Annotated in this window: 15 protein-coding genes; all 15 read right to left on the bottom strand. The window is 69.9% G+C overall.

Annotated elements, in window-relative coordinates; genetic code table 11:
* Positions 1 to 284: 284 nt before the first annotated feature.
* Positions 285 to 995 (bottom strand): response regulator transcription factor, encoded by a 711-nt coding sequence (locus ACSHXN_RS45780; RefSeq protein ID WP_438306857.1) that lies wholly within the window; start codon positions 993 to 995, stop codon positions 285 to 287.
* A gap of 29 nt (positions 996 to 1,024) precedes the next feature.
* On the bottom strand, positions 1,025 to 1,651 hold the full coding sequence (locus tag ACSHXN_RS45775; RefSeq protein WP_438306856.1) for a CYTH domain-containing protein: 627 nt from the start codon (positions 1,649 to 1,651) through the stop codon (positions 1,025 to 1,027).
* Positions 1,648 to 2,499, bottom strand: a complete 852-nt coding sequence (locus tag ACSHXN_RS45770) for an EamA family transporter (RefSeq protein ID WP_438306855.1) — start codon at positions 2,497 to 2,499, stop codon at positions 1,648 to 1,650. The genes ACSHXN_RS45775 and ACSHXN_RS45770 overlap by 4 nt, the downstream gene beginning before the upstream one ends.
* A complete protein-coding gene (locus ACSHXN_RS45765; RefSeq protein ID WP_438306854.1) occupies positions 2,496 to 3,536 on the bottom strand; it encodes a FomB family phosphonate monophosphate kinase in 1,041 nt (346 codons plus the stop codon). The genes ACSHXN_RS45770 and ACSHXN_RS45765 overlap by 4 nt, the downstream gene beginning before the upstream one ends.
* Entirely contained in the window at positions 3,533 to 3,802 is a 270-nt protein-coding gene (locus tag ACSHXN_RS45760; protein WP_438306853.1) for a phosphopantetheine-binding protein, read from the bottom strand. The genes ACSHXN_RS45765 and ACSHXN_RS45760 overlap by 4 nt, the downstream gene beginning before the upstream one ends.
* A gap of 25 nt (positions 3,803 to 3,827) precedes the next feature.
* A complete protein-coding gene (locus ACSHXN_RS45755; RefSeq protein ID WP_438306852.1) occupies positions 3,828 to 4,376 on the bottom strand; it encodes a thiamine pyrophosphate-dependent enzyme in 549 nt (182 codons plus the stop codon).
* Between the two features lie 2 nt (positions 4,377 to 4,378).
* Positions 4,379 to 4,909, bottom strand: coding sequence for a thiamine pyrophosphate-binding protein (locus ACSHXN_RS45750; RefSeq protein WP_438306851.1), 531 nt, complete (start codon positions 4,907 to 4,909; stop codon positions 4,379 to 4,381).
* A 92-nt stretch (positions 4,910 to 5,001) separates the two neighbouring features.
* Complete coding sequence (locus ACSHXN_RS45745; protein WP_438306850.1) at positions 5,002 to 5,715, bottom strand: maleylpyruvate isomerase family mycothiol-dependent enzyme; 714 nt, start codon at positions 5,713 to 5,715, stop codon at positions 5,002 to 5,004.
* Between the two features lie 40 nt (positions 5,716 to 5,755).
* The gene (locus ACSHXN_RS45740; protein WP_438306849.1) at positions 5,756 to 7,969 is read right to left on the bottom strand and encodes an FAD/NAD(P)-binding protein; all 2,214 of its coding nucleotides are present in this window, start codon (positions 7,967 to 7,969) and stop codon (positions 5,756 to 5,758) included.
* 74 nt (positions 7,970 to 8,043) lie between these two features.
* Entirely contained in the window at positions 8,044 to 10,038 is a 1,995-nt protein-coding gene (locus ACSHXN_RS45735; protein ID WP_438306848.1) for an aminotransferase class V-fold PLP-dependent enzyme, read from the bottom strand.
* Entirely contained in the window at positions 10,035 to 11,207 is a 1,173-nt protein-coding gene (locus ACSHXN_RS45730) for a nucleotidyltransferase domain-containing protein (protein WP_438306847.1), read from the bottom strand. Before ACSHXN_RS45730 ends, ACSHXN_RS45735 begins: the two co-directional genes overlap by 4 nt.
* Position 11,208: 1 nt before the next feature.
* A complete protein-coding gene (locus ACSHXN_RS45725) occupies positions 11,209 to 12,867 on the bottom strand; it encodes an amino acid adenylation domain-containing protein (RefSeq protein ID WP_438306846.1) in 1,659 nt (552 codons plus the stop codon).
* A complete protein-coding gene (sbnB, locus tag ACSHXN_RS45720) occupies positions 12,864 to 13,919 on the bottom strand; it encodes a 2,3-diaminopropionate biosynthesis protein SbnB (protein ID WP_438306845.1) in 1,056 nt (351 codons plus the stop codon). The genes ACSHXN_RS45725 and sbnB overlap by 4 nt, the downstream gene beginning before the upstream one ends.
* The gene (gene sbnA, locus ACSHXN_RS45715) at positions 13,916 to 14,962 is read right to left on the bottom strand and encodes a 2,3-diaminopropionate biosynthesis protein SbnA (RefSeq protein ID WP_438306844.1); all 1,047 of its coding nucleotides are present in this window, start codon (positions 14,960 to 14,962) and stop codon (positions 13,916 to 13,918) included. The genes sbnB and sbnA overlap by 4 nt, the downstream gene beginning before the upstream one ends.
* A complete protein-coding gene (locus ACSHXN_RS45710; RefSeq protein WP_438306843.1) occupies positions 14,962 to 15,822 on the bottom strand; it encodes an isocitrate lyase/phosphoenolpyruvate mutase family protein in 861 nt (286 codons plus the stop codon). The genes sbnA and ACSHXN_RS45710 overlap by 1 nt, the downstream gene beginning before the upstream one ends.
* Between the last annotated feature and the right edge of the window lie 99 nt (positions 15,823 to 15,921).

Below are 15,921 nucleotides of genomic sequence, written 5' to 3'. Positions count from 1 at the left end.
GCACGCATCACCCTCTACCCCGCCAGACAGGGCATTGGAATACGCTTCACACCGGTAGACGAATAGAGCCCTCATCGACCAAGTCAAGCATACTGAAAATGCTTGTAACATTCCAGAGTCATACTGCCGCACCCCGTACAGCACGAAGCGCCTTAAAAGGTACCAATCATCCCGCATTTCAACGCTTCCTGCCCCCGCCCGGCATCGCCCGCCGCCTGGGTGCGTCCCGATGCCGGGCAGGGTCCACCCGTCGTTCGTGGCGGGGAGGGTACGGCCTGCCGGCATCAGGCGCTCTTCGACCTCGAGAAGAAGTCACCACGGGTCGAGCCGACGGATTCCGCCTCGTCCTGGGCGGGGCACGGAACGAGCCGGAATCCCACACCCCACACGGATTCGATGATCGCGGGGGTCCCCAGCCGCTTGCGCAGCCGGACCATCAGGGCGTCCACCACGTTGGAGCGCGGATCGGCCATCTCGTCCCAGCAGCAGTCGATCAGGTCCGTGCGGGAGACGACCTGCCCCGCGCGGATGGCGAGCAGTTCCAGCACCGCGAACTCCCGCGGCGACAGGGTGACGGCCGTCCCGGACCTGGTGGCACGCCGCCCGGACAGATCCAGGGTGAGGTCCCCCAGTCGCAGCCGGGAGGGCAGGATGCTGTCCTTGCGCCGGCACAGTGCCAGTACGCGTACGGTGACCTCCGCCACTGCCAACGGGAGGCTCACGCAGTCGTCGGCGCCGGCGGTGAGTCCCTCGATCCGCTCGGCGGCGCTGTTGCCCCTGGCCACCAGCAGAACCGGTACCGGGTTCTCTTCACCGCGCAGACTTCGAACGAGCGCGACTCCGTCACCGTCCGGCAGCGCTCTGTTCATCACGAGGCAGTCATAAGGGCACAGGGACAGCTTCAGACCGGCTTCGGAAATGTCCGCGGCACGGTCCAGGAAAACGCCGGAGGATCGCAGCTCTGCCGCGAGACGCTTGGTGAAAATCTCGCTCATTCCGACACTCAGGACTCTCATTTCTTTCCTCATCGCATATGAGCCGGTAGCGGCGGGTCAATATTCAGGACATGAGAAATTCCCGGGATTTCGACCGCGCGGGCGGGAAAATCTCCTGCACAAACCGGGGACACCGGCGGCCGGGCGCCGTCCGGTGAGCTCGTGGCGCGTGCCCGCGCCCGCGCGAGGCAGGTGTTCGCGTACGTCGAGTCGCCGGTGACGTCGGCGCCCACCCACGGAGGCGGCACCGGTTCCTCCGCGGCGTCCGCCTGCCATTCGACCTCCGCCACGACCAGGCCGGCGTGGGCGCCCTGGTACACGTCGACCACCCAGTCGCCCGGTCCCTCGACGGCGATGTCGTACCGGCGCTTGACGATGGTCGCGCCACCAGCCAGCTCCAGCATCGCCAAGGCGTCCGCGTACGGGATCGGGTACTCGAACTCCGCGCGTGCCAGGCCCGAACGGGGACCCTTGACCGTGAGATACGCCGTGTCCTCGGCGAGCCGGACGCGGACCTGGCGGCCGGCGTCCGCGTGCAGGTACCCCTGCACCAGGGTCCTGCTCGACCTCGCCGACGCGCGCCACTCGTCCGAGCGGACCAGGAACTTCCGTTCGATCTCGACACCCATCGTCTTCTCCTCTCCCTGCTTCGTCACGGACCGGCCAGCATGAGACCGATGCCGGTGAGAACCAGTGCCGCCGCGACGAGACGGGGTGTGCCGAAGCGTTCGCGCAGCGACCAGGCCCCGATCGCGGCGCCGACGATCACGCTCGACTCCCGGAGCACGGCCACCGGTGCAAGGGGAGCCCGCGCCTGCGCCCAGAGCACCAGCCCGTAGGACAGCACCGACAGCGCGCCGGCGCTCAGTCCGGGCCACAGGGCCTCCCGCACCCGGGGCAGCAGACGGCCCCGCAGCACGGCTGCCGACCACAGGGGGATCACCGTGCCGTCCAGCAGCATGAGCCAGCCGATGTATCCGGCCGTGGTGTCCGCGCTCCGTACCCCCACACCGTCGGTCACGGTGTACGCGGCGATGGCGAGACCGGTGAGCGCCGACATGAGCACCGGTGGCAGGGTCGGTTTCCGTGCCTGGCCGCGGGCACCCCAGATGGCGAGGCCGACCAGGCCCGTAGCGGCCACCGCCACCCCTGCTGCGGTCGAGCCGTCGAGCCGCTCGTGCAGGGCGAGAACGGCGAACAGTGTCACGGCGAGCGGCGCGACACCGCGAGCGATCGGATACACCTGACCGAAGTCGCCCAGACGGAAGGACCGGATCAGCGCCAGCTGGTAACCGACGTGCAGAGCCACCGACGCCAGCAGATACGGCCAGGCCGCAGCCGACGGGAGGGGAGCGAGCAGAGCCAGCGTCCCTCCGCAGACGACCCGGCCCACACCGAGCAGCGTGAGGCAGGCCGGCTCATGGTCGATGCGATGGGTGAGAGCATTCCACACAGCGTGGGTGACAGCGGCGGCCAGTACGGCCGCCAGCACCAGCGCCGTCATGCGTCCGGCCCGGCGGCGAGCGTGCGCAGGACCTCGGTCCGGACGGCGGGATCGAGCATGTCGACGTTGGCGCGGTAGCAGCGCGCCCCTCGCACCAGCTGCGCCAACTGGTCCTTCATGGCGCGCATTCCGGCGGTGAAGGACGTGAAGTCACGGCCGTAGTGGGCCAGGACGTCGTCCTTGAGGCCGTACGTGGTGACAGCGAAGCCGAACTGGTCGAGGAATGTCTCCGCCTGCTCCGCGGTGATCGGCTCGAAGCACTGACGGCCGCCGGGGTCGTAGTCGCACACGACCAGGTTGCGCACCCTCCCCCGGTCCGTGGTGTGCGGGAACAACAGCTCGGGCGGCGCGACGAGGTCGCCCTCCTCCAGGTGCGCGGTGAGCCGACCCTGACCGGTCATCTCCGTCAGCCGGGGGTCCGCGCGCACCCGGACGGCCGATGGGACACCGTGTGCCTCACCGTCGCGGACCAGAACGTGGGTGTTGGTGAGGAAGTCGACGCCGTCCTGCCGGCACGCCTGGCTGAGAAAGACCGTCTTCCCGCCTCCGTTGGGGCCGAAGAGCAGCGTCGTCCCGCCCTCGGCGGTGGTGAAGCCTCCGGCCTTGAGGTGCAGATAGCCGTGGTCGAGGGCGAAGTCGGTCAGGACGCGCTTGACGAAGTACGGCCAGAGCGTGCGCTCCAGGCGTCGCCCGAAGACGAACGAGGCGTTGCCCCGGGTGACGAGGTAGGCCGGATCGCCGAAGATGTGGCTCAGGTAATAGCCGGACCGGAACCGCTTGGCCCGCAGGGTGCGGTCACGGCAGCGGTCCAGGTCGTCGGTGTCGAAGTCGTCCCGGTCGAGATCGATGCAGTAGATCTCGTAGTCGGCGGGGGTGGTGTCCGCCGCCTCCCGGGGGAAGTACCCGTAGCCGGCGAAGTCCTCCAGGTTGGTGGCCACGCGGACCTTGAGGAGGTTCAGGTCCACCACCTTCGAGGAGCGCAGCGGGAGGGAGCCGGGAGACAGGTTCCGGGGCGGTGATGTCGTGGACGCGGTCATCGGCCGGTCAGCCCGTCTATCGACGCGCCGATCCGGTTCAGGGTGGAGAAGGTCTCGCGCGTGAGCAGTTCGTCGGGGAACTCGATGCCGAACTCCTCCTCCAGCTCGACCATCAGAGCCACGCTGCCCAGCGAGTCCAGGCCCGCTTGCCACAGATCGGTGTCGGTGTCGAGGCGTTCCAAGTCGGCGGCGGGGCCTAGCACGGACAGCACGATGGCCCGGATGCGCGGAGCGGAGCCTGTGTCCGCGGTGTGCGTGAGGTCCATGGTCTCTTCTCTCTGTGACGCTGTGTCAGGCCGCGGCCGCTGCGGCGAAGCGCGCGACCAGTTGCTGCGGGGTCCACTCGACGCGCTTGCCGGCGTGTGCGCCGCGCGGCGAGCAGCGCACGTGCAGCAGCGTCGGCGCCCGGTCCGCGACTTCCGCCTCGGCCAGTTCCTCGGCGGAGTCCACGCGGTGGGCGGCGGCGTAACCGGCGGCGAGGGCCAGTGCGGCGGGGGCGTCGACCCGGACGGGGCGCTGGCCTCCGGTGCTCTCGTGCACGCCGTTGTCGAGCACCACATGGGTGAGGTGCGGTTCGTTCTCGGCGATCATCGGCAGCACGCTGAGATTCATCGCGAACGAGCCGTCCCCGTCCAGCACGACGACGTGCCGGGCGTGACGGGCCAGGGCGACGCCGAGGCCGACCGGCGCGGCCATACCCATGGAACCGACGAGGTAGAGGTTCCCCGGGCGGTCCAGGGTGTTGTACAGATCGCGGGTGATGAACCCGCAGGTGGAGACATAGAGGGAGGAAGGGAACTTCCGGGTGACCGCGAGGATCGCGTCCTGGATGCCGAACATGGTCAGATGCCTTCCTTGACGATCAGCACGGTGGTGTGGCGCCCGTCGTCCGAGGCCGCCAGGGCGCGCTGGACCGAGCCGCGAGCGTCGTCGGGGTCGAACACCGTGTGGCGCAGGCCGAACACGTTGAGGAGGTTGAGCAGTTCGCGGCCGATGACGTCGTGTTCGACGGCGTCGTTGCCGTCGTGCCCGCGCCAGCTGACGATCAGCGGGACGTGCAGGTCGTAGATGAGGTTGAGCGAGGTGAGGACGTTCAGGCAGTAGCCGAGTCCCGAGTTCTGCATCAGGACCACGGCTCTGGTGCCGGCGGCGAGGAGTCCCGTCGCGACGCCGAGAGCGGAGTCCTCGCGTGGCGCGGGAAAGTAGGTGACGGAGTCCACGGCACCGGACTCCAGCTCACGGAAGACGCCCTTGAGCAGGGAGCAGGGCACGCCCGTGAAGTGGTGGTAACCGGCGTCGGCGAAGGCCCGTACGAGTTGTCCGGCGGGCGTGGTGGCCGTCGCCTCGTTGGGCCCGGCGAGCAGAGTGGTCATCTTGTGAGGGGCGCTTTCTGGACGAGGGCCGAGCCCGGACGCTCGTGACGGTCCGGGGCTCAGGGAGGGCGGACAGGGCGGTTCGGGATCTCTCACGGCCAGGACTTGAGCTGCGGAAGCTCCCCCTCGGGAAGCCGTGACGCTGGGCGGCCCGAGATCCAGGCGGCCAGGGTCCGCAGGTCGGCCGTCACGGTGGTGTCGGTGCCCGGTCCGCTCGTCCACTGCTCGCCGGTGTCCTCGGAGACGATGCGGACGTTCTCGGGAAGCCGGGGCTGGAGGAAGGTCACCACGTGGCGGGCGAGGGGGAGGCTCCATTCCTCCGCAGTGCTGCCCACGGCCAAATCCACGCCGTGCAGTTCGGTCTCCCGCCACCAGGCAAGCTGGGTGGCGAACAGGGGCGAGTCGCGGTACGAGCAGGGCAGGGCCCAGTCATCCGGACCGAGAGCGGCCCAGGCCAGTTCCAGAGCGTCGAGCCCCTCGGTGAGCTGGTGGCGCAGCCATTCGACGGGGCGATCGTGGAGTTCCTCGATGCGCCGGTCACGGGTGGGGCGGCCGCCGTCGTAGACCTCGATGGTGCGCCCCTGGACCGCGTAGCGCGCCTGCCGGGCGAACGCCCCGGACAGGTCGGCGAGATGGATGAGGACATGGGCCCGGGTCCAGCCCGGCAACCCGATCGGCTCCCGCGCCTGCCGTTCGGGCATGGCGGCGGCCGCGCGCAACCGTACGTGTGCGGCGGTGATCTCCTTGAGGCGTTCCTCCACGGTGATGCCGCCGTGGGCCGGGGCCTTGTAGTCGATCTGGTTCATGGTGCGTCTTCCCTTCGATGTGCCGGGTCCGCCGGACGGGTCAGGCCGCCGGCGTCTCGTGCGGCATAAACCCGTTGATCCAGCAGAGGATGTCGCGGATCACGTGGTGGTCCTTGTTCGGTCGCAGCGCGCCGATCTGGTGGTACATGACACCCTCGCTGGGCGGGCCGAGGAAGGTGATCCGCCGTTCGGGCGTGCCGTCCGCGCGTACCGGGTGGAACTCAGGGGTCAGGTCCAGCCCGCCGGGCACGAAGTCCGGCTCGCCGAGACCCGGGTTGACCCACTTGCGGACGATGCCTCTGTCGAGGAGGTTCCGGTAGATCGGCATGATGTCCCGCTCCGCGTCGAACGCGTGGACGCGCGCGTCCACCAGGGCGTCGACCAGATGCCGGGTGCCGGTGACGGGACCGGTGACACGGAACCGGCCGGCTTCCTCGTCGCACTCGACGTGGGCGTCGGGCCCGGCCGAGACGTCGACGATCCCGGACTCGATGAGGGCCGTGACCTTCTCCATCGCCTCCACTGAGGCGCCCTGGCAGAGCCGGTTGTGATGCGGGGTGTAGAAGCTGAGGAACTGCCGGTGAGACGAGGCCGACAGCCCGCCGAAGTCGACCGCCTCGATGACCACGCTCCTCAGATCGCGCCAGGCGGCGTCGGCCGCAGCCTTGGCTGGATTGCTCAGGTTGCCCTGCCGGGCCCAGCGGATGTCGCGGTCGAGGAAATCGAGGAAGCCGCGGACATAGTCGTCCCTGTCCGCGTAGCCTTCGCGGCGGACCGGGGTGATGGTCCGGGCCCAGGAGAAGCGGTGGTCACGGGCGTGGGTGACGTGCCGCCAGGGTGACTCGGCGGCGGCCACGGCCGCCGTGAACGCTTCCGGATCGTCGGCGAGGCGGAGCAGATCCGCTGCCCTCTCGGGGCCGTGGACGACAGTCAGGAAGGTGCGCACGGACTCGGCGTGGAGGGGCTGTGCCGCGTGCCCGGCGCCCTCGAGAACGGCGTCGACCGCGGCGGCCGTGCGGGTCGCCAGTTCCTCGACCGGCGCCATCAGGAGGGCGCCGGCTTCCTCGTGGCTGTCGTAGGCGTCGGCATCCGCCAGGAACTTCTCGTATGCCGGGCGAGTGGCCTGGACGGCGTTCTCCCGGAAGCCCGGTCCGTAGAGAGTGCTGTAGTAGATGAGCGCCATCTCCAGCAGCACGAGGGGGAGGATGTGGGCCTCGAAGTCGAGCTGGCGCTTGGTGACACCACCGACGGTGTTGGGACGGCCCACGCTCTCGCGCAGGGCGTCCACTGCGGCGACCGTCAGGAAGGGGCCCTTGTATTCAAGGGACGCGATGTCGCGTTCCTTCTCGTTGTAGGGACGGGCGAAGGTGAACAGGCCCGACCGGCTGAACGGGACGATCGCGTCCGGTTCGGCACCGGAGCGGTGGTAGTGGAGCCGGCCGTCCTCGTCGCGTTCGAAGGTGCCTCCGCGCCCCTCGGTCAGATACAGCAGGACGTCGATGCCGGTCAGGCCCATGCCGAGGCAACCCACGACGGTCCCGGGTCCGGTGGTCCGCGGCGGCAGGCTGCGTTCGAGCGGATAGGCGGAGGGGATCAGGTGCGTGCGGTGCCGGGAGGCAAACGCGGCGAGCGGGGCCTGGCAGGGGTCCAGCTCGGGGCGGTTGGAGGAGTGGCCGGTGAGCATCAGCACGTAGTCGGCTTCGTACGGTGCGGCGCCGTCGGCGGTCAGCACGGCGAATCGGCGACCGCGTTCCTCCAGGTCGACGACTTCGGCCCGGCGCAGCGTCACGGTGGTGCCTTCGGCTGCCCGGAGGATCTCCACGTACCGGGTGAACTGGTCCTTCAGCGCGAGGCCGTGCACCCAGCGCTTGGGCCAGTCCTCGGCGGTCATGTCGAAGACGGGGTCGCGGGTCTCCTCGAACTGGGCGCGGCACCACTGGAGGAGGGTGGGCCGTTCCTCGCTGGGCAGCAGCGGTCCCGCGTCGACGACGGACTCGTCGGCGGCGAAGGCGACTTGGCCGACGATGCGGTTGAGGTAGCTGGTCTTTGTCTGGCCGGGGGTGTGGACCTGGCCGGGACCGAACTCGCCGGAGAGGTCGAAGATGACGATGTCCAGCGGGGTGGGCGTGGTGCGGGCGCGCACCAGGGCGGCCAGGCGCTCCAGTACGTAGGTGCAGGTGGGGCCGCCGCCGACGATGGCGAGGCGGATGGGCTCGGGCTGCGTACCGGGTGTGGCGGTCGAGTGCGCGGTCACCGGTTCACCGTTTCCTCTCTGCCCGGGTCTGCTCCGGGCGGGTCGGGGAGTCTGCCGCGGAGTCGTGCGCGCGGTCACGGCCGGGCCGCCGCGAAGGTGCTGTGTGCCGCGAGGACCGCGTCGACCGCGGTCAGCAGGCCTTCGATGTCGGTCTCCGTGAGCTGGCCCATGTTCGCCACCCGGAAGGTGCCGGCGGAGGCCGCCTGCGTGGCGTAGATGACGTAGCCGTGCTTCTTGAGGCCGTCGTGCAGCTCGTCGTACGTGATGCCGTCGGACAGGTGGGCGTTGGTGATGGAGTTGGACCGCTGGTGCGGCGGCAGGAGCAGGGTGATGCCGCGTTCCTCCAGACCGGCCCGGATGCGGGCGGCCCGTCGGGCGTAGCGGGCGGCGCGTGTGGGAACGGTCTCGGCCAGGGTCAGGTCGAGGGCGGTCTCCAGGGCGTGCAGCACCTGCAGGGCGGGGGTGAACTGCGGGTAGCCGCTGATCGCCTGGGCCCGGTAGGTGGCGTGCAGGTCGAGGTAGTAGGTACGAGAGGGCACCTCGGACAGTTCTTCGAAGCGGGCGCGCAGGCCGCAGACGAAACTGATGCCGGGCAGTCCTTCGAGGCACTTGTTGGCGGTGCCCACGCACCAGTCGACGTGGTCGGCGACGATGTCGAGTTCCTCGGCGCCCAGGCTGCTGATGGCGTCCACGATCAGCCGCCGGCCGAGCCGTGAAGTGATCGCGCCGATCTCCCGCACCGGGTTGAGCATTCCCGTGCTCGTCTCGTGGTGGACCACGGCGACGTGGGTGAGTGCGGTGTCGCGGGCCAGGACGTCTTCGACGCGGCCGGGGTCGAGAGGGGTGGCCCAGCCGAACTCCAGGCGTTGGGCGGCGATGCCGTGGACGGCGGCGATGCGCAGCAGGCGTTCACCGTAGTGCCCGTTGTCCAGCACGAGCAGGCCGCCGTCCGGAGGGACGACGGAGCTGATCACGGCTTCCAGGGCGGCGGTGCCCGACCCGGTGAACACGGCCGTCGTGTGGTCGTCGGTGCCGCCGCAGATCTCGGTGACCTTGCGGCCGACCCGGGCGAGCAGGTCGCGGGCCTCCGGTTCACGGTGGCATTCGTCGGGACTCGCGATGGCCGCCCGGACGTCGGGGTGGACGTTGACGGGTCCCGGGTTGAGCAGGACCAGGCGGTCGGGGGCGGTGGTGTGCCGGGGCGGTGCCGGTCGGCGGGCGATCAAGGTGTGGGGGGTGTCCCGCGGCCACTCGGCGAGCGGGGCGAGCAGGTGACGCAGGGTCGGGGCGGCGCGGTCGCCCCGGGTGATCAGGCATTCGGCGCCCCTGCGGGCCTGGGCCGCCAGGGCGGCCACTTTGCCCTCCATGGCCCCGGTGGCATCCCACGCATCGGTCCAGAACCAGGGCCGGGCGGCCTGGGGGGCGTCGGGGTCGAGCCAGGGCAGGACCGGGCTGTCCGTCCCGGTACCGGTGTGGATGCCCGCGACGTCGGTCAGGGCGACTACTCGGACGGGGCCGGAGACGATTCCCAGGAGGCTGTCGGGTACCTCGTCGCTGCTCACGATCCGCAGGGCGCCCTCTTCGGTGAGCGCGCAGTCGCTGGACAGGACGGGCAGTGCGCCGCTGTCCAGGAGGCGGCGGACCACGTCGGTGCGGGCGTCGAGGACGCCGTCACGTCGTGGCGCCAGAATCGGGGTCATCTGGAGCGGGACGGCGGGTACGCCGAGTGCGCGCAACCGGGTGGTCCACTCCCAGCGCATCCGGAACGCGGGTTCGGTCAGGGCGACGGCCGCGTAGGGGTCGTCGTGGCTCGCGTTGATCCGCAGTCCGACCGGGTGGCACAGGGCGCCTCCGCCGGTGACCAGGACCACCTGCCCGGGGTGGGCCGTCACCAGGTCGGCCACCTGTCGGGCATAGTCGTCGAACGCCGCGTGGTCGATCCTCGCGGAGTCCCGCTTGTCGGACAGCAGGCTGCCGCCGATCTTGAGGACGAGCAGGGCCGGTGCCGTGTCCGCCGCCGCGTCTCCGGGTGCCTCGGCGAGGACGTCCGGCAGGTCGACGGCGCTCACCGGAGCGGCACGTTCGAGACGGTGCCGGCCGTGTGCCGGCCGGAGTTGAACAGCCGTTCCGTGAAGCCCTGCTCCCAGCGGGAGGTCTGCCCGTCGAGGGAGCCGTACTGGTCCAGGTAGTCCAGGTCGTCCGGGCGGAGTGCGTCCAGGACGGTGACCGGGACCGCGCCGGGGAAGAGCATGTCGGTGAAGTGCAGGGCGTAGTAGACGATCGCCTGCGAACCCAGCCCTGCAACGCGCTCCTGGAACGCCTTCCAGGTCTGCGGGTCGGTCGCCGCGGCGACCAGGGCGACGTCCAGGAACTTGCTCAGCTGGAGGTCCTGCCGGTCCTCGATGAAGTGGAGACTCGTCGCCTCCTTGTGCAGGTGGGAGCAGAGGTCGAGGAGACGGTCCACGGGTTCGGGCACCCAGGCGGGGGTACCGCACAGCACGGTGGGTGTCGCCCGGCTCAGCAGTTCGGCCGCGTCGGCGGTGACGCCGGACTTCCTCTGGAATATGTCGTGGCAGATGTCGACGTTGAAGTCGGTGATGTCGGGGCGTCCGCCGGGCTTGCGGTAGGGCAGTTGGTTGCTGAGGTTCATCCGCCAGAAGATCTGGGTGTCGCGGCTGTACGGCTCGATGCGTTCACCGTCGTCGGCGACCTTGCCCTGGACGTAGCCCAGCCGCGTGAGCACCTCGTGCGCGGCGGGCGCGTCCTCGCGAGCGAGCAGCACGTCGAGGTCGGCGATGCGCCGCAGTGCCGGGTCGTGGTATGTGCCTTCCCCCAGGGAGAAGCCCTTCCGCACGGCGAACCGGATGCCGGCCGCGCCCAGTTCCGCGAAGACGCGTCCGAACTCGTCGGCCAGTGCCTGGTTGCGGGACCGGTTGGCGAGGTAAGCGCCGATGAACACCCACGGGTAGGGGAAGCCCTTGCCTGCGTCCGTGTCGCGGTCCAGACGGTGGCGGTCGACGTGCCGTCCGATCAGCGGCAGCATCTTGTGCCAGGCGGCGGCTTCGAGGAAGTGACCCCAGGACAGCTCGGGGTCGTCCGCGAGCGCGCGGATGCCGGCGATGTCGTCGAGGGTGAGCCGCAGCCGGGCGAAGGCGAGCAGCAGTCGCGCGTGGGGAGGGAGACCGCCCAGGTGGTCACCGGGTGCGGCGCCCTGGTCGTGAACGGAGGGAAGAGCCATGTCACACCTTTGCCGAGGAGGGAGTGCGGGCGGTCTGCGCCAGCTGCTGTAGCGTGCGGTGGTCCGTCTTGCCGTTGGGGGTCAGTGGCAGCTCGTCCAGTTCGACGAGGTGCCGTGGCACCAGGGCCGTGGGCAGGGTGGCGGCCAGGTGGCCGCGGAGTTCGTCCGTGGTGACGGGGGTGAGTGCGGTGTAGTGGGCGGTGAGTTCCTGGCGCCCCGCCGGTTCGGCGACGGTGACCGCGCACTGGCCGACGGCCGGGTGACGGCGCAGGACGGCTTCGATCTCGTCGAGTTCCATGCGGACACCGGCCACCTTGACCTGGCGGTCGACGCGGCCGAGGTAGTGGGCGACACCGTCCTGGAAGCGGGCCAGGTCGCCGGTGGCGTAGAGCCGGCCGGTGGGCGAGGCGGGGTCCAGCGGATCGGTGAAGAACGCGGCGGCCGTACGTTCGGGGTCGTTGAGGTACCCGAGGCCGGTGACCACACCGCCGACGAACAGCTCGCCCACTTCGCCGGGTTCTGCGGCCCGCCAGCCACTCCCCTGTGCCACCAGCAGGTACAGCCGGGCGCCGGTGACGGGGCCGCCGACCGGCAGCCGCTGACGGCCGGTGTCGGAAGCGGTCACCTCGTGGTGGGTGACGTCGTCTGAGCACTCGGTGGGGCCGTAGGCGTTGAGCAGGCGTGCCGTGGGCAGGGCCGCCAGGGCGCGGGCGGCCAGGGCCGGGGGGAGCTCCTCGCCGGTGGAGATCAGCCAGCGAAGAGCCGGCAGGATTCCTCCGGGGTGGCGCGCCGCCTCGTCGACGAGCCAGCCGAGGACGGTGGGGACGAGTTCCACGACAGTGACCCCGGTGGACGTCAGCAGCCGCAGGAGCCGCCGGGGGAAGTCAAGCGCCTGCCGGGGTACGACCACGACGGTGCCGCCGACCAGCAGGGGGGCGAGCATCTGCCAGATGGAGATGTCGAAGACGAGCGGGGCGGTGAACGCCAGCCGGTCGTCCCCGGTCAGCGCCAGGTCCTCGACCTTGGCCCACAGATGGTTCATCATCCCGCGGTGCTCGACGAGGGCGCCCTTGGGCCGACCCGTGGTCCCCGACGTGAAGATGCAGTAACGGGGTTCGAGTGACCGGTCGTACGCGGGGGTGAACGGTTCGGCGGTGGCCGTGGCGCCTTCCGGCACGTCGATCACCGTGACGCCGGCCGCGGTGGCGGCCGTCGCCGCTGTCCCGCCGCGTCCGCCGGCGCAGTCAAGCAGGAGAAGGGCGGCGCTGGTGCCGAGAACGTCGGCGACACGGACGGCGGGCCAGTCGGGATCGACGGGCAGGTACACCGCTCCGAGGCCCTCGAGGGCGAGGAACACGGCGATGCTGTCGGCGCTTCGGTCGCCGACGACGGCGACAACGGAGCCGGTGGTGCATCCTGCCGCGCGCAGGGCTCCGCCGATCTCGGCGGCCCTGGCGAGCAGCCCGGCGTAGTCGAGTGCACGGTCGGCGTCGACGACCGCGGTCCGCTCCGGCTGCTCCTGCGCGAAGCGGGTGACATGATCGAGTACCGCTGATCCGAGACCCGTCCTCGGGCCGCCGGTGCGCGCAAGGGCGAGTTCGGCGGCCCTCTGTGCCGTGTCGGGGGCCAGAGCGAGCGGAGGCAGATCCGGGCGGATCACGCGGCCTCACCTCCGCCGCCGTGCCGGCTCACTTCGTGAAAGAAGCCGTCGATGGTGAGCAGATCGCCCGCGGCGGCGGCCCGCGCATGGACATGGCGGCCGACGGCCAGGTCGAGGACGCCCAGGCCGAAGGGTGAGAAGACGACGGTCCGGTCCGAGGGCGCCGTGAACGCGCCGGTCAGCGCGTCGTCCAGGGTGGCGTGCAGGAAGTCACGGTGACCAGTGGCCTGTTCGGCCAGGTGGACGGATGTGTCGGCCTTGAGGACGTGTTCGACGTCGTCGACGACGTTGACGCTGTCGAGGACGACCTCGGTGCCCAGGTCGCGCAGCGACAGGTGCAGGACGAGCGGATGGTGTCCGAACCACGCGGTATCGGTGACGTGCGGGGTGGCCGCGGTGGTCGCGAACACGATCAGGTCGCTGGAGCGGACGAGGTCCTCGGCCTTGTCGTGGATTCGGACCGGTCGGCCCGTGGGGGCCAGCACCTTCTCGGCGAACGACGTCGCGTAGCCGGGGTCGAGGTCGTGGACGCCGTATTCCTCGATGCCCCAGCCGAGTTCGGTCAGGTGGTCGTGGACGTGGCGGGCGATGAGACCGGCACCGAAGTAGCCGATCCGGCGGGGTGTGGTGCCGCGTTGGGCGGACAGTCGACGGGCCGCAGCCGCGGCGGAGGCCGCAGTCCGCGTCGCGCTGATCAGGGAGCTCTCCAGGCAGGCGTACGGATAGCCGGTGCGTGGGTCGTTGAGCAGGAGGACGGCGGAGGCACGAGGAACGTCGAGGCGGAGATTGTCCGGAAAACTGGAGATCCACTTGATTCCGTCGACGGCGTGCTCGCCGCCGATCGAGGCCGGCAGGGCGATGATGCGGGCGGTCGGCCGATCGGGGAAGCGAAGGAAGTGGGAGGGCGGGTTGACCGTGCGGCCGCTGCCGTGCAGCCGGTACGTCTCTTCGACGAGGGCGATGACAGCGGATCGCTGCCCGGCCAGGGCACGGCTCACGGCAGCACCGGGAACCACCGTGAAGACGGGGGGAAGTGCCTGCTGATCAGTCATTGCGCTCTCTTTCCGGGCTGGGTTTCCTCGGCGCCGCGGGAGATTCCGTCCAAGGCGCCGTAGCGGGCCTCGACCCAGCAGTCGTCGTAGACCGTCTCGATGTAGCGCTCGCCGAGGTCAGGCGAGATGGCTACGGAAGTGCGCTTTCCGTCCGGGTCGTGGAGACGGAGCCAGTGCTCGGCGCCGCTGATGACGGTGCCGGTCGAGCCGCCGGTCAGGAACCCGTGCCGGGCGAGCCGCCGGCATGTCGTCAGAGTGTCGCGCTCCTCGACCCGGACAATGTCGTCGACCAGTCGCGCGTCCACCAGCGGCATGGGTTCGCTGGCGCCGAGGCCGGGAAGATGACGCGGCCCGGAGGGCATCCCGAAATTGACGGAGCCCACACTGTCGACGGCCACGATGCGCACGTCGGCACGGTTCTCACGGAAGTACCGTGCACAGCCGCCCAGTGTGCCCCCGGTGCCGGTCCCGACGAAGAGGACGTCGAGGGCGGGGAACCGTTTGGCGATGAGCGGAGCGGTGTGCTCGTAGTGCGCGATCCAGTTGGCGGGGTTCTCGTACTGGTTGAGCCAGACGAGCCGGGGATCGGAGGCGCATAGTGAGCGGACACGCTGCTTGCGGGCGCTCAGGTAACTGCCGTCGGGGTCCGGTGCGTCGACGACCTGGACCTCGCTGCCGAAGGCGCGCATCAGTTTGACCGTGGTGGGGTTGCATTTGGGGTCGGTCACGCAGATGAACGGCAGGCCCTTGGCCGCGGCCACCACGCTGAGCGCGACTCCCAGGTTTCCCGAGGAGGACTCGACCAGGACGGATTCCTGGGTGATCACGCCGTCTCTCATGCCGGCGGACACCATCGCGGCGGCCACTCGGAGTTTCACCGATCCGGCGAAGTTGAATCCCTCGCACTTGAGGTAGAGCGGAATGCCGAGTGTCGCGTCGAGGTCGATGTAGATGTCGTTGTCGACCAGTTCGTCAGCTGTGGAGATAACGGACCCGGGATGCGTCGTCCGAATCGGTCTGTTGAAGCCTGAGGCGGTGGACATTAAGCGTCGAGCTTCCGCCAGGAATCCAGCTTCTGCAGGGTGAAGATGTCCTGCACGGAGGCGATGGAGTGCTCAAGACCGGTGGTGTCGCCGTCCACCAGGATGGCCTGGTAGGTGTCGCGGAGCGCTCTGACCGTGGCGCGCAGGCCGTGGTTGGCGTAGATGACGACGGAGACACCGGCCTTGCGGATGTCCTCGATGTTCCAGTCGGGATAAGTCGTGGGCACGATGACCACCGGCACCCGAAAGTCCCAGCCGTCGAGGAACGCGGAGATCTGGTCGTGGGTCTTCGCCTTCGAGTGGACCAGGACCGCGTCGGCTCCGGCGTCCGCGTAGGCGCGGCAGCGTTCCAGGGCGGCGTCCACCTCGAGACCGCTGATCAGGGCCTCGGTGCGGGCGATGAGGTAGGTGTCGGAGGAGGACTGGGCCTCCTTGGCGATCTGGATCTTGCGGGCGAACGCGGACGTGTCCAGGAGCGCCTGGCCGGCCCCGACGAAGCTGTTCATCTTAGGGAAGAGTTTGTCCTCGATGCACAGCGCGGTGATTCCCGCCGCCTCGAACTCGTGCACCATGTGCGCCGCGTTGAGGTTGCCGCCGTAGCCGGTGTCGCAGTCCGCCACGACCGGGATCGTCAGCTCCTTCTGGAGGTCGGCAGCGGCCTGCAGGTACTCGGTCATGCTCAGGAGGCTCGCGTCCGGCAGGCCCCGTGACGCCGAGACCTCCAGGCTGGACGACCACACTGCCTGGAATCCCGCCTCCTGGGCGAGCAGTCCGCCCAGGGCGTGATTCGCCCCAGCCACGCGGACGATCTCGTTTTCGGCAAGGACGGACTTGAACGAGGAGTGCACGGGTCGCTGCATAGCGGAACTCCTGGGTGGGTGGGAGAAGGGTGCGAGGAGCCGCGGTTCGGGAGGTGGGCCGTTCTCGCTTGCCGTGGACACTAAGCACAACCGCCAACG

The organism is Streptomyces sp. HUAS TT11, from assembly GCF_051553595.1.
Taxonomy (GTDB): Bacteria; Actinomycetota; Actinomycetes; order Streptomycetales; family Streptomycetaceae; genus Streptomyces.
This window is presented reverse-complemented; position numbering and strand designations above follow the sequence as displayed.